The 23,845-nt window shown below is 44.6% G+C and carries 21 protein-coding genes; 5 read left to right on the top strand and 16 right to left on the bottom strand.

Features of this window, described 5'->3' with window-relative positions; all coding sequences use genetic code 11:
- Positions 1 to 54 precede the first annotated feature (54 nt).
- Positions 55 to 501 (top strand): hypothetical protein, encoded by a 447-nt coding sequence (locus tag ACFQ21_RS04495; protein ID WP_377575426.1) that lies wholly within the window; start codon positions 55 to 57, stop codon positions 499 to 501.
- Positions 502 to 558: 57 nt separating this feature from the next.
- Here the strand turns inward: ACFQ21_RS04495 and ACFQ21_RS04490 are convergent, their stop codons facing one another.
- On the bottom strand, positions 559 to 2,241 hold the full coding sequence (locus tag ACFQ21_RS04490) for a tetratricopeptide repeat protein (protein ID WP_377575423.1): 1,683 nt from the start codon (positions 2,239 to 2,241) through the stop codon (positions 559 to 561).
- A 126-nt stretch (positions 2,242 to 2,367) separates the two neighbouring features.
- Positions 2,368 to 2,976, bottom strand: coding sequence for an arylesterase (locus ACFQ21_RS04485; protein WP_377575420.1), 609 nt, complete (start codon positions 2,974 to 2,976; stop codon positions 2,368 to 2,370).
- A gap of 88 nt (positions 2,977 to 3,064) precedes the next feature.
- On the opposite strand from ACFQ21_RS04485, the gene ACFQ21_RS04480 reads away from it, so the two are divergent.
- A complete protein-coding gene (locus tag ACFQ21_RS04480; protein ID WP_377575417.1) occupies positions 3,065 to 3,769 on the top strand; it encodes an ABC transporter ATP-binding protein in 705 nt (234 codons plus the stop codon).
- Between the two features lie 90 nt (positions 3,770 to 3,859).
- The gene (locus ACFQ21_RS04475; RefSeq protein ID WP_377575415.1) at positions 3,860 to 6,427 is read left to right on the top strand and encodes an ABC transporter permease; all 2,568 of its coding nucleotides are present in this window, start codon (positions 3,860 to 3,862) and stop codon (positions 6,425 to 6,427) included.
- Between the two features lie 80 nt (positions 6,428 to 6,507).
- Here the strand turns inward: ACFQ21_RS04475 and ACFQ21_RS04470 are convergent, their stop codons facing one another.
- On the bottom strand, positions 6,508 to 6,912 hold the full coding sequence (locus tag ACFQ21_RS04470; protein WP_377575412.1) for a TerB family tellurite resistance protein: 405 nt from the start codon (positions 6,910 to 6,912) through the stop codon (positions 6,508 to 6,510).
- Positions 6,913 to 7,068: 156 nt separating this feature from the next.
- Here ACFQ21_RS04470 and ACFQ21_RS04465 point away from each other — a divergent pair, with 156 nt between their 5' ends.
- Positions 7,069 to 7,752, top strand: coding sequence for a head GIN domain-containing protein (locus ACFQ21_RS04465; RefSeq protein ID WP_377575409.1), 684 nt, complete (start codon positions 7,069 to 7,071; stop codon positions 7,750 to 7,752).
- A 331-nt stretch (positions 7,753 to 8,083) separates the two neighbouring features.
- Here ACFQ21_RS04465 and priA read toward each other — a convergent pair whose 3' ends face one another.
- From priA to ACFQ21_RS04445, 4 genes are all read right to left on the bottom strand, one after another.
- Positions 8,084 to 10,585, bottom strand: a complete 2,502-nt coding sequence (priA, locus tag ACFQ21_RS04460; RefSeq protein WP_377575406.1) for a replication restart helicase PriA — start codon at positions 10,583 to 10,585, stop codon at positions 8,084 to 8,086.
- Positions 10,586 to 10,639: 54 nt separating this feature from the next.
- Positions 10,640 to 11,140: a hypothetical protein gene (locus tag ACFQ21_RS04455; protein WP_377575403.1), complete on the bottom strand. Its 501-nt coding sequence runs from the start codon at positions 11,138 to 11,140 to the stop codon at positions 10,640 to 10,642.
- A 59-nt stretch (positions 11,141 to 11,199) separates the two neighbouring features.
- A complete protein-coding gene (locus ACFQ21_RS04450; protein ID WP_377575400.1) occupies positions 11,200 to 13,212 on the bottom strand; it encodes a thioredoxin domain-containing protein in 2,013 nt (670 codons plus the stop codon).
- Between the two features lie 89 nt (positions 13,213 to 13,301).
- Entirely contained in the window at positions 13,302 to 14,282 is a 981-nt protein-coding gene (locus ACFQ21_RS04445; RefSeq protein ID WP_377575397.1) for a GSCFA domain-containing protein, read from the bottom strand.
- Between the two features lie 85 nt (positions 14,283 to 14,367).
- Here ACFQ21_RS04445 and nagB point away from each other — a divergent pair, with 85 nt between their 5' ends.
- Positions 14,368 to 16,272, top strand: coding sequence for a glucosamine-6-phosphate deaminase (gene nagB, locus ACFQ21_RS04440; RefSeq protein ID WP_377575395.1), 1,905 nt, complete (start codon positions 14,368 to 14,370; stop codon positions 16,270 to 16,272).
- Between the two features lie 245 nt (positions 16,273 to 16,517).
- Here nagB and ACFQ21_RS04435 read toward each other — a convergent pair whose 3' ends face one another.
- The 9 genes from ACFQ21_RS04435 to apaG all read right to left on the bottom strand — a co-directional run bounded on the left by ACFQ21_RS04435 (position 16,518) and on the right by apaG (position 23,724).
- Positions 16,518 to 17,474 (bottom strand): transglutaminase family protein, encoded by a 957-nt coding sequence (locus tag ACFQ21_RS04435; protein WP_377575393.1) that lies wholly within the window; start codon positions 17,472 to 17,474, stop codon positions 16,518 to 16,520.
- A 9-nt stretch (positions 17,475 to 17,483) separates the two neighbouring features.
- The gene (locus ACFQ21_RS04430) at positions 17,484 to 18,419 is read right to left on the bottom strand and encodes an alpha-E domain-containing protein (protein WP_377575390.1); all 936 of its coding nucleotides are present in this window, start codon (positions 18,417 to 18,419) and stop codon (positions 17,484 to 17,486) included.
- 74 nt (positions 18,420 to 18,493) lie between these two features.
- The gene (locus tag ACFQ21_RS04425) at positions 18,494 to 19,945 is read right to left on the bottom strand and encodes a circularly permuted type 2 ATP-grasp protein (RefSeq protein WP_377575387.1); all 1,452 of its coding nucleotides are present in this window, start codon (positions 19,943 to 19,945) and stop codon (positions 18,494 to 18,496) included.
- Between the two features lie 262 nt (positions 19,946 to 20,207).
- Positions 20,208 to 20,651 carry a 50S ribosomal protein L9 gene (rplI, locus tag ACFQ21_RS04420; protein WP_377575384.1) on the bottom strand — a complete coding sequence of 148 codons (444 nt, stop codon included), beginning with the start codon at positions 20,649 to 20,651 and terminating at the stop codon, positions 20,208 to 20,210.
- A gap of 25 nt (positions 20,652 to 20,676) precedes the next feature.
- Complete coding sequence (rpsR, locus tag ACFQ21_RS04415) at positions 20,677 to 20,928, bottom strand: 30S ribosomal protein S18 (RefSeq protein WP_377575382.1); 252 nt, start codon at positions 20,926 to 20,928, stop codon at positions 20,677 to 20,679.
- On the bottom strand, positions 20,925 to 21,311 hold the full coding sequence (gene rpsF, locus ACFQ21_RS04410; protein WP_377575379.1) for a 30S ribosomal protein S6: 387 nt from the start codon (positions 21,309 to 21,311) through the stop codon (positions 20,925 to 20,927). Before rpsF ends, rpsR begins: the two co-directional genes overlap by 4 nt.
- 149 nt (positions 21,312 to 21,460) lie before the next feature.
- Positions 21,461 to 22,393 carry a chromosome segregation protein SMC gene (locus ACFQ21_RS04405; RefSeq protein ID WP_377575377.1) on the bottom strand — a complete coding sequence of 311 codons (933 nt, stop codon included), beginning with the start codon at positions 22,391 to 22,393 and terminating at the stop codon, positions 21,461 to 21,463.
- A 56-nt stretch (positions 22,394 to 22,449) separates the two neighbouring features.
- Entirely contained in the window at positions 22,450 to 23,232 is a 783-nt protein-coding gene (locus ACFQ21_RS04400; protein ID WP_377575375.1) for an O-methyltransferase, read from the bottom strand.
- A 105-nt stretch (positions 23,233 to 23,337) separates the two neighbouring features.
- A complete protein-coding gene (apaG, locus tag ACFQ21_RS04395) occupies positions 23,338 to 23,724 on the bottom strand; it encodes a Co2+/Mg2+ efflux protein ApaG (RefSeq protein ID WP_331967834.1) in 387 nt (128 codons plus the stop codon).
- Positions 23,725 to 23,845: the final 121 nt, after the last annotated feature.

Below are 23,845 nucleotides of genomic sequence, written 5' to 3'. Positions count from 1 at the left end.
ATACTTAATCCAGTCAGGCTATCATTTCGGTAGCCTGACCTATACCTAATGTCTATGGGAAAAATTAACTATGTATGGTTCGTTGTCACGCTGGCGTTGATGACGAAGTGTGGTGGTGATAACACTACCGACCCGGCAACGGAAGCAGTCAATAAATTAGCGGGCACCTGGACGATTAATGGTGGCTATATAAAAGCGGATGGCACGGATGTAAGTGCAGAATATACCGGTCTGGCTATAACTTTTACCGGGACGAAAGATGTGCCGGTATACCTGGTGCAAAACGGTGGCTATGCATTTGGCAATGTTTCGGCTGATACCTGGAGCTTTACCGACAACACATTTACCGCGATAAAACGTGGACAAGACGAAACGGTTATGCACTATACCATTGCCGACAATACGCTGACACTAACCTTTACTATATCTGACCCGCTGGATGAGAGCGGTCGTACGCAAGGTATGTTTGGCGACTTTGAAGTAGTGCTGAAAAAGAAGTAACACAACTAAACCTTAACCTTTGGGGAGTATCGGGGTATATACCGGGTGCTCCCTTTTTTACTGATCGATCTTCGAAAGAAAATCTACCAGCCCGACTTCTGAATTGGTAAGATTGAATTTCTTGCGCAGACGTGTTCGTGCTACTTCCAGGCTTCGTGTGGATTGGTGTGTGATGGAAGAAATTTCCTTCGTGGTCATGTTCAGCTTTAGCAATGCGCAGAGCCTTCGTTCTTTTGGTGTTAACTCCGGATAGCGGGCTTCCAGCTTTTCATAAAAATCTTTATGTACTTCCTTAAAGCGTAGTTCAAATTCCTGCCACGAAGTATCGTTGTGCTTCGATATAGCAGCCAGCTCTTTGGTAATGCGCAGGAGTTTTGATTGCACCTCAGACGGAAGATCTTTCTTAACGGTATCAAGACGATGAATCACTTTGTGGATAAACTCATCTTTCTTCAAGAGAAAAAGCATCTGCGCAGTGAGGTCTTTTTGTTTATACTCCAGCTCCAGTTGCAGGTTGTTCTGATCGCTCACCAGCTTCTCTTCGCGCAGCTTTAATTGTTCGTATTGCAGCCGTTGATTTTTACTCCGTACTTTTTGAATGGCGTATAGCAGCAGCAGTATAATAATGCCGGAGATAAGAATTGAAATAGCAATGATCGTTTTGAACTCACGCGACTTTTGTTTTACCTGTTCTTCCTGACTTTTGTGCAACATCTCGTAACGAGCTTCTACGCGCGCCAGTTCGCGAAACTTCGGTCCGTTAAAGACACTGTCTTTATACTGTACATGTAGCTTGAATGCATAGAGTGCGCTATCGTATTTACCTTCGCGGGTATAAATATCCGAGAGCAGCATATATATTTCTCCGAACTTATCGGTGAGGTCACCAATTTTTTTCAGCGCGCTGGTGGTCTTGTGGATGTAGTGTTTCGCAGAGTCAAGATCGTTAACAGCAATGAAGTATATCACCAGGTTCCGATAGGACGAAGCCAGTCCGCGATCGTCATGGATCATCTCACGGAGATGTTCGCCTCGCTTCAGGTATGGATAGCCTTCCGCCATTCTTTTTTTCTCAATCATCACTTTGCCGAGGTTGTTCAGCAGGTTGCCTGCATGAAGATAGTCTTTGATGTCAAGTGCATATTGCAATCCCTTTTTATAGTATACCACAGCTTTCACCGTGTCTTTCATTTTGATGAGCGTATTGCCGAGGTTGTTATAGATCGGTGCGTGCAAAGCCGAGGGAGCTGTTGCATGTTTATCGCGATCGTCTTCATTCAGCAGACTCAGCGATCGTTCATAGTAATGCAACGATTTATCCAGTTCATCCTGTCGCTCATAGATAGCACCGAGGTTTGAGTATACCCGCAGCAATTCATTTTTATTAACAGGCTCTTGTTGTTTGAGGAGATGTTCGGCTTTCAGAAAGAGATCGAGGGCATCATCATACGAAGGAGTTATAAATTTTACACGTCCCAACTGCGAATAGATACGAGCCATGTCCTGGTCAGCTTTGGTATCGGTAGCGAATTGCATTGCTTTTTCCGCGTACCCGTTGGCACTATCGAGATTAACGTTGATGAAGTACTGCGATATAGCGAGCAGCACATTGATGCGATTGGAAGCTGTGCTGATGATGAGCTCGTTCTTCAGACTATCGAGCGGGTGTGGTTGTGCTATAGCGGCCGTTGTAAGTAATGCCAGCACGATAGCACCGATCGTGTGTTTTTGACGCGCCATATAGTCCATCATCCGGCAAACCATTGCTTAAGCCCAAGTTAAGACCTGAAATATGACGAATCGCTTTGACTTCAAAAAATGCGTTGATCCATTTTTAAACGATCAACGCAGTTGAAAGGCTATATTTTAGAGTAACGGCTGAATGACCTTATAGACATTTTCGGCTACAATCTTATGTCCTTCCACATTCGGATGTATACCATCGGCCTGGTTGAGTTTTTCATTGCCGGCTACATCTTGTAATAGAAAGGGGATGAGTGTTGCATTGTTTTTCTTCGCGAGCTCCGGAAATATTTTTCTGAACTTCGATGTATAGTCTGGTCCCATGTTCGGGGGCACCATCATGCCGGCTATAACAATTTTCACTTTCGGATATTTAGCTTTTACCTTGTCTATAATAGCCTGAAGATTTTTCTGGGTTTGCTCAATGGGTAAACCCCGCAGACCATCGTTGGCACCGAGTTCCAGTACAAATACATCTACCGGCTGACGAAGCACCCACTCCAGACGCGATAGACCACCTGCGGAAGTCTCGCCACTTAACCCGGCATTGATCACTTTACAGGGCTTGCCTTGCTGCTTGAATTTCTTTTCAACGAGTGCCGGAAAAGCCTCTTCGGTTGTAAGACCCAGTCCTGCCGTCAGGCTGTCGCCATAAAACAAAATCGTTTTTGTAGAATTTCCTGCCTGAAACAGGAGCAGAAATGAAATAATCAACCCTAATTTTCCGACCATACGTGTAATAAATCTATTCGTGCTAAATTAAACGAAAACAATTTTAGTTCTTTTAACGATTACTCTTACAATATCATAAACAAAAACCATGTCAAACACGGTACTGCAAACTGACAACCTCACCAAAATATACCGCTCCGCCAGTAATGAACTAACCGTGCTCGATCATGTATCGTTCTCGGTTAACCAGGGAAATTCTGTCGCGATCATCGGTCCATCCGGTAGTGGCAAAACCACACTCCTCGGCCTCTGTGCCGGCCTAGACACACCTTCTTCCGGCACGGTTTCACTGATGGGATTCAAACTCAATAATATGAGTGAAGACGATCGTGCCTATATCCGCAATCAATATGTAGGATTTGTCTTTCAGAACTTTCAGCTTTTGTCAACGCTAACAGCACTCGAAAACGTAATGGTGCCACTCGAGTTACGCGGTGAACGAAATGTGCAGGATAAAGCAAAAGGTTTATTAGAGCGTGTAGGACTTGGAAGTCGACTGCATCATTACCCTACGCAGTTATCGGGTGGTGAACAGCAACGTGTGGCGATGGCGCGCGCATTTATTACCGATCCCAAAGTTTTGTTCGCAGACGAACCTACTGGTAACCTCGATGAAGAAAATGCGAAGCATATTACCGAGTTGTTGTTTGGTATGAATAAAGAGAACGGCACTACACTGATACTCGTTACGCACAACCTTGATCTGGCCCAGCGCACACAACGTATACTGCGAATGAAAGGTGGCAAGCTGATTGAAGAGATACAAAATACACTGGTGGTAGCGAATGATTAAAAGATTCGAAGATTGAAAGATTTTAAAATTGAATCTTCCAATCTTCTGATCTCTTAATCTTCCAATCTTCCAATTTTCCAATTATACCACATGATTGAATATATAATTAAAATAAAGCGCAAGGCCCGGAATATATTTACCGATCGCTGGGTATGGACGATGGCGTGGCGTGATGCACGTCATAATTTTTCAAGACTGCTTTTGTTTACGGCATCGCTGGTAACAGGTATAGCTGCCGTTGTGGCGCTTGATTCGTTGAACTATACTTTGCAGAATGATATCGATCGGAATGCAAAAGAACTGATCGGTGCAGACTTTGTAGTGAATGGCGATAAGAAATTCAGTGCCGAGTTACAGAAAGCATTTGATACCGTAGGAATGCCACAGGCATCGGAAGCTGATATGGCTTCGATGGTGCTTTTTCTGCATAACAATCAATCGCGCCTGATACGACTGGTAGCGCTCTCCGGACCTTTTCCTTTTTATGGTGAAATTGAAACATTACCTGCTGATGCCTATAAACGCATGCAGGGTGGAGGTTATGCCATGCTGGATGAGACACTGGCAAGTCAGTTTGAGGTAAGTTCAGACGACTCGCTACGTCTGGGTAACAGTGTGTTTAAAGTAGCCGGTGTAGTGAAGAAGATTCCGGGTGGAGGCGGTATCATGACAACCTTTACACCTTCGGTATATATAGCGATGCGTGATCTCGATTCAACACGGTTGGTACAATATGGAAGTCGTGTGAGCTATAAACAATATTTCAAAACAGCGAATGATGAGCAGGTAAAAGATATAGAAAAAACACTCGGGCCGCTGGTAAAGAAATCCGGACATTCGTATGATACTGTCGAGCGCAGAAAGGAGGGACTCGGAGAGGGATTCATGTCTATATATCGTTTCTTCTCGCTGCTTGGTTTTGTTGCATTGATACTTGGATGTATAGGGGTAGCAAGCTCCGTTCATATTTATGCCCGCGAGAAACGCGAAGAAGTTGCCATGCTGCGCTGCGTGGGTTCTTCCGGCTGGCAGGCATTCAATATATACTTTATCCAGATCTTTATACTTGGTATTATGGGGAGCATGATAGGCTCACTCATCGGTATAGGTATACAACAACTGATACCAGTTTTTCTGAAGGGCATTATTCCGTTTGAGGTTGGTTTCTCACTTTCACTGCGCTCGCTCGCGGTGGGATTGTTGCTGGGTACTGTTGTGTCTATTTTATTCTCCGTGCTGCCGCTGGTATCGGTTCGGTTTGTGCCGCCTTTAACGGTGTTACGGGCTTCATCAGAATCGACCAGCAAGTTTTCGAAAACAAAAATTGTAGTGCTGGTATTGATCGGTTTATTCCCCATGGCATTCGCAGCGATACAAACCAAAAGCATCATGACAGGTCTCATGTTTTTCCTGGGACTGATTGCTGCGTTGGGATGTCTTGCGCTGGTGGCAACGTTGCTACTATACCTGGTGCGTAAATTTTTTCCGTCACAGGCCGGCTTTGTTTTGAGACATTCACTCTCCAGCTTGTTTCGTCCGAATAACCAGACGCGTGTGTTGCTGGTAACGATCGGGCTAGGCGCCTTCATCATCTCTACATTAAACATTGTAGAGCAAAGTATGTTAGGACAGGTGGAGTTTACCGGACAGGAGAATCAGTCCAATACAATTCTGTTTGATATACAGCCCGGCCAGAAAGATGGCGTTGTGAAATTGATGCAGGACAACAAACTGAAAGTAAACCAGGTGGTGCCGATCATTACCTGCCGGCTGAGCGAAGTAAAAGGTAAACGTGTTGAGACCTTGCAAAACGATACAACAGATGATATACCCGGCTGGGCGTTGTCACGTGAATACCGCGTAACCTATCGCGATACATTGAATAGTGCTGAAGAGTTGATAAAGGGTGAACTGCAAAAGAAGAAAAACAGTAAAGACTCCGTATGGGTAACGATCTCCGAAGGCATGGAAGAAAACCTGAAGGTATCGATAGGTGACTCGCTCGTATTCGATGTGCAGGGTATACCCGTGAAAGTGCGTATAGCCGGTATCCGTAAAGTTGACTGGCCGAAAGATCCACCTAACTTTATTTTCGTCTTTCCGAGTGGTGTGCTTGAAAATGCACCACAGATCTACGTGACGGCTACACGCATTAACGATCAGCAGCAGGCAAACCAGTTTCAACAACAGTTGGTGATGCAATATCCCAATGTCTCCTTGATCGACTTGCGGCTGATATTAAGTACCGTGAATCAATTGTTCGACAAGCTTGGGTTGGTGATTCGTGTCCTTGCGCTGTTCAGTATCATTACCGGACTCGTTGTATTGGCAGGTGCAGTGATTAACTCTAAATTCGTTCGCATCAAGGAGAATGTGTTGCTGCGCACGGTGGGGGCACGCACGCGGCAGATTACCATGATAACGCTCATTGAGTATGCATGGCTGGGTTTGTTTAGCGCGCTCACCGGAATGATCCTGTCGATGGGAGGGGGGTGGCTGCTCACGAAGTTCTTCTTCGAGATCACGTTTGGTTTTGATTGGGTAGAACTGCTGATTATAGCGGCTGGTGTCATTGTACTTACCGTAACGATTGGCTGGTTTAATTCGCGCGAAGTGATCAGTACACCTCCGTTGCAGATACTGCGGAAGGAAAGCTGAGTATATATAGCGCAGAAGGCTGGTAAATAAAAAAGCCCGCGGTATATATCGCGGGCTTTTTCAGAAGATAACTTTAGATGTTATGCTTTCAGATATTTAACAGCTTTTTGCTTAACCATATCACGATCGGCAGTGATGGAAGGGTCGCTGTAAACGTGTTGTGATACTTCCGCTACAACAGCCTTTTTGAATCCCAGTTTTTCAGCGATGTGTTCGCAGAATACAATCTCACTTCTGAAAACCTGTCCGTCCATTTTCATTAACTGGATCAGGAAGTAGAGGTGCTCGAATTTTTCATCGTTTGTGAGACTGTTGATGTTGCCAATGGGTTGAGGGTTGCTTAGCATCTGATCAACTTCTTCCTTCGTAATGCCGTTTGCTTTGGCAATAGTCTGGATAAGTTTGGATTCGCGGTCGGCTACTTTTTTATCGCTCGCAGCCAGGTTGATTAGCACATTAAGTTCGGCTTTTTTGTCAAAAATCATAGAAGCTCTTGGTTAGAAATGCAAATGTTAAAAAATGGACTATGAAATTTAGTGTAAAATACAATGTTTTAGTACATCCTCAAAATTATTACATGTCAACGTCCCGCATGCAACCCTTATATTTGCAGCTTGTCTTTAGGGCAAATTGATAATACCATGAAGAATTTATTAAGCGTAATCTTACTTATAGCCTCCCTGTCGGTAGCATCAGCTCAGCAAACCCAGAACCGTACGGTTGGTTCTTTCACGGGAATAAAAGCAGCCGAAGGTGTTAACGTTTACCTTAAGAAAGGTGATAAAGAAAGCTTACGGGTGGAAGTTACAGGCACCGATCCAGAAAATGTTGTTACCGAAGTATCGGGCTCATACCTGAAAGTACACATGCGCGATGGCCGCTACCGCGGGAATATTGATGTGAAGGTGTACGTTACGTACGTTCAACTGGATAAACTCTCCGCCAGCTCGGCCGGCAGTATTTATTCTGAAGAAGCTGTTAAGAGTTCTTCATTGGATATAAGCGCTTCCAGTGCCGGAGAAATTGAAGTTGCTATAGATGCCGAGTCGGTTACCGCCAGTGCGTCCAGTGCCGGTGAACTTGAACTGACCGGTAAAACAAAATCGCTAAGCGTTGATGCCAGCAGTGCCGGTGAGATCGATGCCTATAATCTTGATGCTGCTAAAGTACAAGCTGAAGCCAGCAGCGGAGCCTCCATCAAGATCAGTGTTACAACCGAGCTCAACGCTCACGCCAGCAGCGGAGGAAGTATACGCTTCCGCGGAAACCCGAACAAATCCGTTACCGATTCAAGCAGCGGAGGGTCGGTGAAGAAGTCGAGTTAGTAAATATATAGTTTGAAAATATAAAGAGGCTAACCTATATAGGTCAGCCTCTTTTATTGATCAATGTATGATGTTGTTTCAATACCGATAGCCACTTATCTAAAAACATTTTGTTATATCGCTCAGCACCTACCACGATTCGGCCTTCCTCGTCTCTTCTTCATAGGTATCTATCACCTCAATCCGACATTGATCTATATTTCAGTTGCCTAAATCAAAGCTAAACGGAGTGGTCGGGCAATAACAAGCGTGATTTTACAGAATCAGATATACTATAATTACCGGAAATCGGATCGGTAATTATACAGAGGTATATATAGGTGTGCTGTTGTTACATGGGGTCTACATCCACCGTAATACGAACACTTCGAAATTGCTTTTCGGTGGTGAGCTGGGTAGTTAATGTAACGATGGTTTTCTTGATCGCTGCCAGGTCATATTTACCGCGCGGTACTTTTAGCAGTATATTCATCAGGAATTGATTCCTGATCTTGGATATAGCGGGTTCGCCCGGACCGAGTATACGGATGAAGGATAAAGTATCGCGAAGTTGTTCAGCTAATATATCCGCTGCTGTTTTGCAGGTTTTCTTGTCGGTATGCTTAATGGTAATTTCAATGAGTCGCGTAAAGGGCGGGTAGTCGTGCTGTTTCCGGTCGGCCAGTTGGGAGGCAAAGAATTCTTTATAGTTATGACGAAGTATAGTCTGTAACAACGGATGATCCGGTCCTGACGTTTGTATAACAACCAGTCCGGGTTTATCTCTTCGCCCTGCGCGCCCACTTACTTGTGTGATGAGTTGAAAGGCACGTTCGTAGGAACGGAAGTCCGGAAAGTGAATCATGCGGTCTGCATTAAATATACCTACCAGGCTTACGCGATCGAAGTCAAGCCCCTTCGTTACCATCTGCGTTCCTACCAGTATATTCGTTTCACCGCGTTCAAATTGATCGATGATGGTTTCGTAGCCGGTCTTGGAACGTGTCGTGTCCAGATCCATGCGCTGCACTTGTGCGTCTGCGAAATGAAGGCTCAGTTCTTCTTCCAGTTTTTCTGTACCATACCCCACGGTCTTGATACGCGCAGATGTACACGTAGGACACTGTTGCGGTAATGATTCTTTATAGCCGCAGTAATGACATACCAATGCATTTCTAAATTGATGATAGGTAAGACTCACGGCACAGTTAACGCACTTGGGCACCCAGCCGCAGTCTTCACAGTTTACCATGGGTGAGTAACCTCTGCGATTCTGAAAGATAATTACCTGTTCTTTTACCTTTAATGTCTCTTCTATTTTCTTTAACAGTAAACCGGAGAATTCTCCTTTGATTGTTTTTTGTTTTCGCTCACGACCCATGTCGGCCAGTATAACCTGTGGTAACTGAGCGTCACCAAAACGTTTGTTCAATTCGATCAATCCATATTTACCTTGTTGTGCCTGGTAGTATGATTCAATCGAAGGTGTGGCAGAGCCCAGCAATACTTTTGCATGATGCAACTGCGCCATCACCATGGCTACATCGCGCGCGTTATAGCGGGGTGCCGGGTCTTGTTGCTTGTACGATGAATCGTGCTCTTCATCTACAATGATCAACCCCAGGTTATCGAACGGTAAAAATATAGAAGAGCGAACGCCAACAATAAAATCAAATTTACCCTGCAGCACACCGTTCCACACTTCAACACGTTCGGCATCCGAAAATTTTGAATGGTATATACCCATCGTGGAGCCGAATACTTTTTTCAGTCGTTGTACGATCTGGGTAGTGAGGGCTATCTCGGGTAAAAGGTATAGTACCTGTGTGTTACTATCGAGTGCTTTTTTTATCAGGTTGATATATATTTCCGTTTTGCCACTGCCGGTAATGCCATGGAGCAACGCTACACTTTGCGTCTCAAAGCTTTTAAATATAGCGCTCTGTGCGCGATCCTGTTCTTCGCTCAGCAGAACTATAGGCAACTCGGATTTATCTTCGGTGTCGAACCGGGGCACTACCACTTCAAACTCTTCAAATATTTTATTTTTGATGAGCGTGTTGAGCGATGACTCGGATATATCTTCCGTAATGAGTTGCTTCTTGGCTATACCTTGCTTGTTTGCTTCCGGATGATGAATGACCTGTACATGTTGCAGGTATTTCAAAATAACATCTTCCTGCTTCGGTTTATTGGCAATGGTGTTGAACAGTTGCTCCAGCGCTTCCGAAGTATTATAGTCGGGCGTGAGGCGAACTTTTTTCTCCGTCTTCGGTCTGTATTTTTCGCGGATCTCCTCAAAGAGTATAATCGCTTCTTTACCGGTGAGAGATTTCAGTATAGTATATAGATGTTTTGTACCGAGCAGTTTCGCGATATCGGAATAGCCGAGTGATTCGTGCTGCAGCCGCTTTAAAAGTATAAGCTCTTTTTCGGAGAACGCGTGGTTTGATTCTTCCAGGTTAAAAGCCGGGTGTAATTGCACGATCGACTCACTGGAAAGTTTTAATCCGGATGGAAGTGCAGCGTTCATGACTTCCCCTAATGTGCAGAGATAATAGTCAGCCATCCACTGGAATAACTTTAGCTGTACATCGTTGACAGCCGGAAAGTTATCGAGCAGTTCAAGAATATATTTGGCTTCATACTCCTTCGGTGCCTGATGATGGAGGGCGAGGATGATACCGGTAATGATCTTACGCTCACCAAACTGAACGATAGCCCGTTGTCCAATCAAAACATGCTCATTCCAGGCGTGAGGTACCCGATAGGTAAAAAGTTTAGGGATCGGCACAGGTAACAGAACTTCTGCAAAGAATGTGTTGACTGTATCGGGTTGATCAAAGATTTCCACTTCCCAAAAAAAGCTATTTTTTTCCGGCAATAATAATGGATGTCGATCGGATGATTACTCTTTTACGCTAAGAGACTTCAGTTTGGCGTGGATTCGCTTCAGGTCGCGCGAATGACTGCTATCGGTAATGCGAAATATGCGGGTAGGATTATTAGTCTCCACGGCAAAAAGAAAAACTACTTCATCGTCCATCACAAACGCGAGGTCATTGAAGGTGAACGTAGCGCCCACTTTTTTAAGAGCCAGGTGTGCTTTCTCAGAAAGCGTAACGTCAAAGAAAGCAAAGTTCTGTTCCGGTATCTCAAACAATTCGCTGATGGCTTCAAATCCATCAATGGAAACCACTGGCTGTGGGGTTGTGCACACCTGTATTTTAGTCAGTCCCAGTGTTACGGGTTTAGGCTTGCCGGTATACTTCGAGCATTCCACGGTAAAGTAGAATCCAGTTACCTGTTGAGCATACACATGGTGTGTTGATACTAAACTTGCAACCATCAGCACAGGTATACCATACGGCTTCAGGAAACGCAATAGGATGGAGAGGCATTTCTGCATTTATTCCGAAGATAGTCATTTACCCTCAGAATAAGCAGTGAAACAACCGGTAAATATAGTTACTGCGTGGCGATCATCTGGCTCGCTTCTTCAGCGGTTTGTACCGGTAGCAGGCATGTTTTGTTACGACATACATATACCGTTGTGCGCCCGTTCACCAGTGTTTTATCTGTAACAAGCGGAAGGTTGCTCGTTGTCTTGGTACCCATATAAAGCGCGAAGGGATGAAAGGAAGTCTGTATCCCGCTTCGAAGTTCGTGCAGGGTTTCTCCCGTGATAACCACCTCGGCCATGCCTTTGCGAATTTCAGTATACACCATGGCCCAGTATGCCATATAGTTTGGTTCGCCTTTAATGAGGTGTGCAAATGACGTAGTCATGGCAATAGCCTTCATCTTCCAGTCGTCACGGTCGAGTATAACGCCAAGGTGGTATAGATTCTGTGCCATGATAGCGTTGGAGGAAGGTATAACATTGTCGAAGATTTCTTTCTTGCGGGCGATCAGTCCTTCGGCGTCATGTCCGGTATAAAAGAAATATCCTTCCGTTTCATCAAAGTATTTATCCAGCGTAAACTCCAGTAACAGCGAAGCGCGGTTTAGCCAGTACTCCTGGAAAGTTACCTGGTATAGTTTGAGGTATGCCTGTATCACGTACGCATAGTCATCAAGAAATCCTTCTACTTTCGAGCGACTTCCTTTGAACGATCGGTATAGCTTTGTGCCTTCCATTAATTCATTCTCCAGGAAGCGCATGTTCTTCTCGGCAGCTTTCAGAAATATACTATCGTTGAAGATGCGATAGGCATCGGTTAATCCAACGATCATCATGGCATTCCAGGCGGTAATGATCTTGTCATCGAGTCCCGGTTTAATTCGCTTCTCACGCTCATGCAACAGTATCTGTTTGCTGCGCTTTACGATACTCTTCCACGACTGTTCATCTACCGGGTGTGTATTCAAAAATATTTTATCCGTATGGAGGCGGGTTAAGATGTTGTTACCGTGTTCCCAGTTACCGTCCGGTGTAACGTTATAGTATGCAGCAATCAGTTCTGCATTTTCTTTTAACAGCGAATCAAGTTCTGACTTTGTCCATACATAATATTTACCCTCTATGCCCTCGCTGTCAGCATCCAGTGCTGAGTAAAAGCCACCGGCCTCGCTGGTCATTTCGCGTTGCATCCATTCAAACGTTTCGTAAACAACGGTCTTGAATTCTTCATCACGGGTAATAGCGTATGCCTCTGCATAAAGCGTCATCAGTTGAGCATTGTCGTAGAGCATTTTCTCGAAGTGAGGTGCAAACCATTCGCCATCTACCGAGTACCGCGCAAAACCACCACCAACCTGATCATATATACCGCCCATGCCTACTTTCTTAAGCGTAAGTATAACCTGGTGAAGCGCACGCTCGTGTTGCGTAATGTTGTAATGACGCAACAGCCATTGCCATACAGCAGGCATTACAAATTTAGGAGCGCGGTCCATGCCGCCCCATTTTGTATCAAACCGCACGGCCAGTTTCTTATATATATCTTCGAGGTCGGTGCCTAACGCTGTATCAACCGGTTCCTGTTTGAAACGTGCTACATCCGAGCGGAGTAAATGCAGACTTAGTTCGGTAGCTGTACTTTCGATCTCTTTACGGTTTGCCTGAAACGCACGGTTGATGTTGGTAAGGATCTGAACCCACGCGGCAGGAGAGAAGTATGTACCGCCAAAGAATGGTTTTTGTTCAGGTGTAAGAAATACGTTAAGCGGCCATCCTCCATTTACTCCCAGAGCCTGTACGGCATCCATGTATATCTGGTCGATGTCGGGACGTTCTTCGCGATCTACTTTTATACAAACGAAGTGTTCATTCATTACCTGTGCAATGTCATGATTCTCGAACGACTCGCGTTCCATTACATGACACCAGTGGCATGACGAATAGCCAATGCTTACCAATATAGGTTTATCTTCTTGCCTGGCTTTTTCAAGAGCCTCGTGTCCCCACTCAAACCAGTCAACCGGATTGTGGGCGTGTTGTAACAGGTAAGGTGATGTGGAGTGACGGAGTCTGTTCATGCTAAAGTATAGTTGACAAAGTTGGTGCGTGTAAATAAATATAGTTTATCGTAAGGATGTATGCCTGATGCAAATAATCATACCCGATGTTAACCGGTACGTTGAGATTTAACAAAAGCAATCTCCTCATCAACGTTAACCAGCGATTTTAGTTCTTCCAGTTTCTTAAGCGTATCGTTCAGGAATTTCTGATGTGCGTCTGATGACGGGTGAAACGCTTTGTGTGCCAGTGCCTGCTGAATGTTCTTCCACCTGTCGATAAAACTTTTTAGTGGTGCATCGAAATAGCGGGTAGCAAATTGTTCCCAGATATAGTCTTCTGCTTGTTCGGTAGGATGAATCATATCCGCTTTGTAAAAACGATAGTCGCGCAGGTCGTCAAGTTGCATTTCGTAAGCCGGATAGTATTCAACATCTATATACGTCTCCTGCAATGCATGGCACGCAACGCGAAGTATACTTTTGCTTACGCTGTTTAGCTCAAGGGTGTCTTTAATATGCCTTACCGGACTTACGGTTAATACGATGCGTAGGTCCGGGTTGAATTCTTTCAATGCCCTATATATAGTGTCAAAGGATTGAACGATTGTATCGTGTGTAAGAAGTGATTTCTGAAACTGACCAGCCGGTTGCTTGTGACAGTTGGCTACAACTTCTCCGGTATCCACCCGCTCATATACCCATGCTGTGCCGTAGGTGATGAGCAGCCATTGTGCGTCTTTTAAAAAATGGTGCGTGGCGCCAATCATGTTGCGCAGGGTATGTTGCAACACGTCTTTCTGCAAGGCCGATAGTTCGGAGTGAAAGTCGTAGTTCAGGTATATATCCTGGTGCTTCAGAAAGGTATGTTCCGGCACCGGCTCGTTAAAAACAGTGTACTGCAAAAGCCGGTGAATCGAGTGCGGGTTATACAAAACACCGAACGGATTGGCCAGTGCCTGCACTTTGGAACGAACGAGTCTGGAGCCAATGGCATCGGCAAAGCACGACCCGAGTGTCAGAATTTTATCCGACAAAGAAATTGTGTGCGTTGACACACCTGCATTTAAAACGGTTCTGAAGGGGTTCATAAATTATGTTACCGCAAACACTTGAAAATTTCGCATGTTTTGAAGTAATTTAGTTCTCAATAGAGTTAATCATTCAACCAAAAATATGAACAACGACCTTATTGCTTCTGAAAAAATCCCCGTAAAAATCTTTTCCGGCTCAGGCGAGGCTTCTGAATTTGTTGCCCGCGAGATTGCAGCCCTGATTAAAAACCGTCAGCAGGAGGGAAAAAACTGTGTGCTTGGCCTGGCTACCGGCTCTACGCCTACACGTGTATATGCTGAACTTGTTCGCATGCACAAGCAGGAAGGTCTCAGCTTTAAGCATGTATATACTTTCAACCTCGATGAGTATTACCCGATGCAACCGGATAACCTGCAGAGTTATGTGAGGTTTATGAACGAGCATCTATTCAATCATATAGATATACCGAAGAACCAGATTCATATACCAGACGGAACATTGTCCAAAGAAAAAGTAGCTGACTTCTGTCGTGAGTACGAAGCGAAGATCGATGCATTGGGAGGTATAGATATACAGATACTCGGTATAGGTCGCACAGGTCACATTGGTTTCAACGAACCAGGTTCTACTGAGAAGTCATTCACACGTCTTGTTACACTCGACCAGGTAACACGTATCGATGCTGCCAGCGATTTCTTTGGTGAAGAAAATGTTCCGCGCAAAGCAATCACCATGGGTGTTGGTTCGATCCTGAAAGCCAAGCGTGTTATCATGATGGCATGGGGTGAAGGAAAAGCAAAAGTTATCAAGAAGGCAGTTGAAGGACCGATCACCGATCAGATACCATCATCCTTCCTGCAGAAGCATGACAATTGCCTGGTAATATTAGATGAAGCTGCTTCATCTGAACTTGTGCGCATCAAGACGCCATGGTTGATTGATAGCATCGAATGGAATGACGCGCTGATCCGTAAAGCCGTGGTATGGTTGTGTCAGACGATGGGTAAACCTGTATTGAAACTTACCAACCATGACTATATGGAACATGGTATGGGTGATATCATTACCGAGTATGGTTCAGCGTACCAGGTAAATATCAAAGTATTTAATTTCCTTCAACATACGATTACAGGTTGGCCAGGAGGTAAACCGAATGCTGATGATACACACCGTCCGGAGCGTGCAACGCCATTCCCGAAACGTGTTATCATTTTCTCGCCACACCCGGATGATGATGTTATATCAATGGGCGGTACCTTCATTCGTCTTGTAGACCAGGGACATGAAGTACACGTAGCATACCAGACATCCGGAAATATAGCGGTGTTTGATGATGATGCTGTTCGCTTTGCAGATTTCGTGCGCGACTTCAATCATCAGTTCAATCTGAGTAAAGATGACGGAGAGAAGTTCTACAAGAAAGTTGTTGAGTCGATCAAGCAGAAAGGTGCCGGACAAAATGATAGTCCTGAAGTATTAAAGATCAAAGGATTGATCCGCAGAGGTGAAGCGAAAGCTGGTGGCCGTTATGTAGGTATACCGGATGAGCAGATGCACTTCCTCGACATGCCTTTCTATGAGACCGGTGCTGTGAAGAAGAAACCGCTTGGTGAAGATGATATAAAGATCACGATGGACCTGATCGAGAAGATCAAACCACATCAGATATACGCTGCCGGCGATTTGTCTGATCCGCATGGTACACACCGTGTTTGTCTCGCTGCCGTAATGGAAGCCGTGAACCGTTTGAAGAGTAAAGATTGGATGAAAGACTGCTGGGTATGGTTATACCGTGGTGCATGGCAGGAGTGGGACATCGATCAGATCGAGATGGCTGTACCACTGAGTCCGGAAGAGTTAATGCGTAAGCGCAGAGCGGTATTCAAACACCAGTCACAAAAAGACAGCGCTATGTTCCCGGGTAGCGACAAGCGTGAATTCTGGATGCGTGCTGAAGATCGTAACCACGCTACAGCCGAAGCCTATAACAAACTTGGCCTCGCTGAATACGAAGCGATGGAAGCTTTTGTGAGACACAAATTTTAGAAATAGCTCTGAGCTTTGAGCTGCGAGCTGCGAGTAGAGAGTACTTGCAGCTCGCGCTTTTTTACAGCACTTCTGGCCACTAGCTGCTGGTTTCTGGTCACAGGAAAGAGAAGTAGTTCGTTTGAAAAAAACTTTTCAAACGGCAGCTCATTTCAAGTATATATCTATATCCAAAAAGTAAAACCTTCCAGCAGCTTGCTGCCAGCAACTTTACTCACAGCTCGCAGCTAAAAGCTAGCAGCTAACTATTGCTGCATCTGCATTTCCTGGTATTTTCTGAAAGAGTTTTGTTGCTCGTTGGTTGTAGTGGCCATTGGCCCGGGGGTAACTGAGGTGTCTGCCGTAGTGGTGCTGCCATCTTCGTTGACTACGGTTACGGTAACATCCAGGGAGTGGTTGGATGTACCGCGGTAAGTTCCTTTTACCGGTGAGCAATCTGAAAAGTTTTTCCCGACAGCAAGACGCACGTGTGTGTCATTCACCAGGCAGTTATTGGTGGGGTCTAGTCCAAGCCATCCATAAAAAGGTAAATGGATCTCTACCCATGCATGTGTGGCACCTTCTCCGCGCATGCCACTTTTATTCGGACATATATATCCACTTACATAGCGTGCCGGTATATTCATCAGCCTGAGTATAGCCAGTAGCATGTGGGCGAAATCCTGGCATACACCTGATTTTATTTTCCAGATCTCATCGAGCGTTGTTTCTACTGTGGTAATGCCGGTGCGGTATTCGAACGTCTTATATATATACTCGCTTACGTTTTGTGCCGACTGAAAAGGTGATTGCTTCCTGGCGAGCTCTGTTTCTGCAATGGATCGTATTTCCGGCAATGCCTTGAAATCTTCTTGTCTCAGAAAATCAACAAACTCCATGTGATGTTGCAAAGGTTGAAGAGCTGCCCACTGGCTGTCAGGAGGGGAGTTGTCCTCTGGCATCTGGCGAAGTTTGGTTGCAACCGTCAGTTGCGAATCGATCACCAGTTCGCGATGCGGGTGTGCATTGGTAAATGTACCTACGTGATTGCCAAAGTAATCAGTATGTATATGTACCATCGGGTTGCCCGTGATCGTAATGGTATGTTCAAGTATATCCTGAAAAGGATCACGAATCGGGTAAAGCATCAACTGGTTCGCGCTATCGCGAACGGTTTCTTCATATCGGTATCGGGTAATGTGTCTGATTTTAAATTTTGACATGCGAGCTGATTAACTGTATGCGAAATAATGTTGATTCAATGTATTTCCGATTGCGTAAATATCGGTTGTAATTTCCGTTAAGTAATGATGAAGTCCAATCCTCGAAACGCTGTCAACGTTGGAGTACTGAAGTTTACTGCGAAGTTTTCCAATAAGAAAATCTACTTTGCTGTAGCCCTCTGTATTCTGATCGTTCTTTAGCCCGTTGAACGATCGGTGCAACTGATTGATGGAATATAAAATAGATCGGGGGAAATCGTTGTTGAACAACACCTGGTCAACAACATTACGTGCTTCAAAGCCGGAGCGATAACGCTTCAGGTAAAGCGCATAGCCCGATACGGATTTCAGTAAATGTTTCCAGTACGTTGTATCGGTGGTTTTATCCAGGTCATACGACAAGTCGCTGAATTTTATATCGAGTATGTCTGCTGATTGTATAGCACGCTCCAGGTACTTGCCGAGATTCATAAAGCACAAACCTTCTCCTCTGAACATCGTGATATCCGTTGTGCCGTAGTAAAGCATACACTGTCGTATTAACGTATCGAGTACGGTAGCGGGGTCATCATATTGCAACGCCTGTTTCAAACGCTGATCCCGCACAACATGATAGAATTCATTGAGACATTGCCAAAGTTCTTTCGTGATATTGTCTTGTACAGCACGTGCATTTTCACGCGCTTGTATAACCAGGTTTGAAACAGAGTTAGGGTTGTCGCGACTCAGCACCATATACTGCAGCACTTGTCTGCCGTTGCGCTCAATGGCTATTATATCCTGTTCTTCCATATTGCTGAAAATGCGTAGCAAAGGCCCCCAGGTAAATTCTTTCGGATTATCCTGAGCAGAAAGATGGTTAATCGTAAGAGTACGCAACGTACTATCGGTTCGTTCGATATATCGCGACATCCAGTAAAGTGAATCGGCAACGCGGCTGAGCATGTTCGATGTGTGTTTAGATGTTTATGTGTTTAAGTGTAACGAAGGCACGTACACACGTACCAGCGTAAACACGCTCAAATAGAAAGCACCCAAGTATCCTTACTACCTCCGCCCTGGGAAGAGTTTACTACGAGAGAGCCTTCGCGGAGGGCTACACGGGTAAGACCCCCGGGTACGATCTCTATACCGTTGGGACTGCACAAGGCAAATGGCCGTAGATCTACTCTGCGTGGTTGTACTTTGCCATCTATATAGCATGGTGCAGACGACAGGCTTATCGTTGGCTGGGCGATAAAGTGACGGGGCTCTTTCATAATTTCTTTTTTATAGGCTTCAATCTCCTGTTCAGAAGCGGCATGTCCCATTAACATACCATAGCCTCCAGACTCGTTGGTCTTTTTTACGACCATCTTATCTATATTTTTTAAAACATACTCCTGCTCATCAGCTTTGCCAAGCTGATAGGTGGGAACATTTTTTAGAATTGGCTCTTCGTTCAGGTAGTATCGTATCATATCCGGTACATATACATATATAGCTTTGTCGTCCGCTACACCATTGCCGATCGAGTTTACAATAGCAACATTACCTTTTCGGTAAGCCGAGAGAATGCCAGATACACCGAGTACGCTATTCGGATCAAATACCAGCGGATCCAGAAAGGCATCATCGACTCTGCGGTATATAACATCTACTTGCTGTAGCCCGGCCGTTGTCTTCATATATACATGATGATTTTCAACTACCAGATCACGGCCTTCCACCAGTTCAACACCCATGAGTCTGGCGAGTGTTGTGTGTTCAAAGTATGCCGAGTTATAGATCCCGGGTGTAAGTAAAACTATATTGGGTGAGGCGATTTTCCGTGGCGAGAGGGCCATCAGATTTTTATATAGTATGTTGGGATAGTGTGTTACTGAACGAACATGGTTCTGCGGAATGAGATCCGGAAAGATACGTTTGGTGATCTCCCGGTTTTCAATCATATACGACACACCGGAAGGTGTGCGGAGGTTGTCCTCCAGTACGTAAAAGGTTCCGTCATGATCGCGGATCAGATCGATGCCGGCAATGTGCACATATATATCATACGGTACATTTACACCCTGCATTTCGCGCAGGTAATGAGGGCAGGAATAAACCAGGTTGAAAGGAACAACGCCATCTTTAAGAATGAACTGCTCGTGGTATACATCGCGAAGAAAGAGGTTTAATGCGCGAAGGCGTTGCTTGATGCCGCGTTCAATAAAGTCCCATTCCGATGCTGTAATGATCCTCGGAATAATATCAAATGGAAATATCTTTTCGATGCCTTCTCCGCTGGAGTATACGGTAAAGGTTATACCCTGGCTCATAAACAAACGCTTGGCTAACTCTTCTTTCTTGTTGAGTTCATCACCTGGTATCGTCAACAGGAAGTTGGCTACATTCTGGTAGTGCTGCCGGATGTCGGAGGCATTGGCAAACATTTCATCCCACACAGAAGAATGACCATTGTAATGTTGGAAAAGGGATGTTGCAGCCATAGGTTTTCAGATTCAAGTGAACCTAAATTACCACGACATGAAGAATATATTAACGTGACCTGTGGAAATATTTATGCAAACGAATGTAGCAGTAAAAGGAGGTTACCAATTGATATATAGTTTACCATAAGAAGTAGGAGGTCTTAAATGACAAATTTAGCGGCTCGCGTTGAGGCTGAATGTGTAATCAAGCGACAGAAGGGTATAAAATGAAAAAGGCTGTCTTAGAAAGACAGCCCTTTGATATTGGTATACTCTGAAATTATTCACCTACCACATTGAACTTAACTTCATGCTTCACTTCTTTATGAAGGTCAAGCGTTACAGCATAAGAACCTAATTGCTTAGGAGCATCTTTCAGAATTACTTTCTTACGGTCTACATCAAAACCTTTTGCTTTCAGCGCGTCAGCAATCTGCAGGGCTGTAACAGCACCGAAGATTTTGCCAGATTCACCAGCTTTCGTTTTAATTTCAAGCGTAACATCGCCAATCTTAGCAGCAAGTGCTTCAGCATCTTGCTTAAGCTTAGCCGCTTTGTGGGCAGCCTGGCGAATGTTCTCGTTTACGAGTCTTTTGTTAGAGTCGTTGGCGATCAGTGCAAAACCATTTGGAATCAGGTAGTTGTTACCATATCCAGCTTTCACTTTTACGATGTCGTTTTTATAGCCAAGGCCCTGTACGTCCTGTTTCAAAATTACTTCCATGTTCGTGTTCTTTAAAGGTTAAAGATTACTTCAATGAATCACCAGTGTACGGAAGAATCGCCAGGTGACGAGCACGCTTAACAGCTTGTGCTACTTTCTTCTGGAATTTCAGGCTGGTTCCTGTCAATCTGCGAGGAAGGATCTTGCCTTGCTCGTTGATAAACTTCAAAAGGAAGTCAGGATCTTTATAGTCGATATACTTGATACCGTTCTTCTTGAAACGGCAGTACTTCGGCTTAATCTCAGCGCGCTTAATTGGTTCGTTCATTAATGTCATCTTCCACGCTCCTCCTCAGCTTTTTTAGCAACAGGTTTCCTGTTCTCTTTGTTTTTAAATTCGCCTTTACGTCTGCGTTCGTTGTAAACAATCGCATGTTTATCAAGAGCTGTGGTTAAAAAGCGCATGATAGATTCGTCTCGTCTGTACTCGGTTTCGAGTGTGTCGACAACAGGCCCTTCAGCCTTGAATTCGATGAGGTTATAAAAGCCTGTAGACTTTTTGTTGATGGGATAAGCCATCTTCTTTAAGCCCCACTGCTCGATGTTCAACACATCTGCATTAGCTTTTTTCAAAACCTTCACGAACTTATCGACAGCATCCTTTGCCTGGTCTTCAGACAAAACGGGATTTAAAATGAATACCGTCTCGTAGTTTTTCATGATGTTTAATTTGAGCCTGCAAAGGTAGGCATTTCTCCACGATTTCAAAGCCCTGGCTCCATTATTAGGTAAGGACACAAATGCAAAAGCAGAAAGCCCGAGGTCTGTCAAACCATGAACTTTCTGCTTTTCAGCCTTTTTTCCGGCTTTTATTTAACAGCAAACTGCCCGCTACCCATTTTATAGCTGTCGCAGTAGATCTCTAGTGTATAATTTCCGGAGGTATAATCAGAGCCTTTTTCGTACAGGTACGTCAGCTTCTGCTTAGTATTATCGAACAGGATCTCCTGCGATGCTGTGTAAAATTCTTCTTTGCCATTGTAGATGAAGGTGCCGGATCCGCGGGCTACATCAAAGATCACCTGCCCATTCTCATCGATTATACGGATCATGATCTTTTTGCCTTCGATTGGCGCTACGTTGTTTTCAGCAATGTTGAATTCAACTTTCAGCTTACCCAACTGGCGATTCTTGAAGGGAGATTCACGCTCTTTGCCGCGATCGTTCACAGCCAGTATACGCAGGTTCTCAGCCTTTAACTCCGATGCAATAGCAACCTTCGTTGCAAGCTCTTGTTTGCTTTGACTGAGTTGATTGATCGAGTCGCCCAGTTGATTTTTCTCGGTCTTCAAACTGCGGTTCTCGGTCATGAGCTCCTTGTTTACGCTCTTCAGTTTTTCGATCTCTTCATCTTTATTCTTCAGCAGGAGTTCATATCCTTCAACACGATCTTTCAATGCTTTTATTTCTTTGCCTGTGGCACGTTTCTGGCGTTTCAGTTCAGTCTCCAATTCCTGCTTGGCTTTCTCAAGATCAGAAACATCGCCTCCCAGTTTTTGAACCTCGGCAATCTTGGCATCAAGCTCTCCTTTTATTTCGGTAAGGCGCTGCACGGTAGCATCCAGCTCTTGCTGTGTTGATGTCTTCTCAGCAATAAGACGTTGTTCTTCACGCGGATCAAGAACAAAAATCTTGATACCCTGAACAACAATGATCACGGCCATCAGCGCAATAATGATGGTGCTCTTGTGTGATTTCTTCGGAGCCGGCTGAACCGGTTGTGTGCTAGTCGTTTCGCTCATAGGTGATTAAAATGGGTAACCGCAAAAATAGGTTATCCCGCGCGGTTATTCAACGCTTAAAATTGTAATACAACGTGTTGTTTGTTCAGTGAAGGATCAAAGAATAACAATCCGCATCGGTATAGATCGACACTGGCATATACCAGAGCATGTTTACGCACATGGTTCCAGGCCTTCTCCATCTCTGGTGAATAGTGAATATCATCCAGCACCACTATACTTTTTACGTGGATCTTCTGCACAACAGCATCGAAGTATTTCAGAGTAGGTTCGTATCGGTGGTTGGCATCCAGAAAGGCAAAGTCAAGCGAGGTACAATTGCCGAGGTAGCTATATAGCGTGGAGTTGATGTTACCTTCTACAAGACGAATGTTTTTTTTATTCAGCTCTTTGAAAGTATCGAGTGCTATAGTTGCTATAGGAGGCGCACCTTCCAGTGTGGTGACAGAACTGTCGGGCTTGGTGGCCAGGTAAAGTGTATTGATGCCAAGCGATGTGCCCAGCTCCAGTATAGATTTGCAATTGAAATGATGAATGATGCGTGCGTATAGTGATGAGTATTTGGATGAGCTCAGACTGGTGCGTGCTATATCGCATACCTTGCGTGAAGATGTCTTGAGGTTAAGTGATCCGGCTCCCGGATCTTGTATAGTCAATAGCGTTGTGTCGTGGAGGTATTCTTTTCTCCGTTGCTCGATGGAATGATATATAGCCGGATCGCTCTTGGCATGAAGAACCTTGGTATAAAAATCAAACAGGAAAGGGGAGTGAAGCGAATGCTCCGATACCTGGTCTAACCAGTAGGCAAAGTAAGTTTTAAACTGAAAAAATGTAGGCATGAACGTATTATTGAGCAGGGGGTCAACGAATGATGAAATTCATAAGAGCTATCTTCAACATTCTGTTACCTGTTCAATAAGTAAGTATAATCGGGAGGAGTAAATTTAATTGAGTCGCAGAGGTGCGATCATTGTAAACTCAGGAATATTTACCTCAACTTTTAGCCCATCAACGATGCGTTCCATCAGGTATGTTCCAACCATCTTGCCTATACCTGATTTGAGATTACATCCGGATACATATTGATGTGCTTGTCCTGGTTCCAATACAGGTTGCTGACCTACAACGCCTTCACCTTCTACTTCGCGCGGACTAAATCCTGCATCATGTATATACCAGTGCCTGCGTAACAGTTGAATGGTATACTCACTCTGGTTTTCAATCGTGATGCGATAGGTAAAGACATAGTGATATTGGCTGGGACTGGAATAAGCGGGTTGATATTCCGTCTCGACACTTACTTTGATTCCTTTGGTGATCTCCGTTACCATGCGCTTCAAAAATATTAATTTTTTGGAATTACCAAGTGCTTCCGACAAATAGTCATTCAAAATACTGAAAATCGCTGAAATTTATTCTGGTTTTCGTAATGAATTGGAGGTTTCCTTGCAG

This window comes from Ohtaekwangia kribbensis (genome assembly GCF_042676245.1).
Classification (GTDB): domain Bacteria; phylum Bacteroidota; class Bacteroidia; order Cytophagales; family Cyclobacteriaceae; genus Ohtaekwangia; species Ohtaekwangia kribbensis.
Note: the sequence above shows the minus strand (reverse complement) of the source record. Positions and strands in the feature narration are given on the sequence as shown.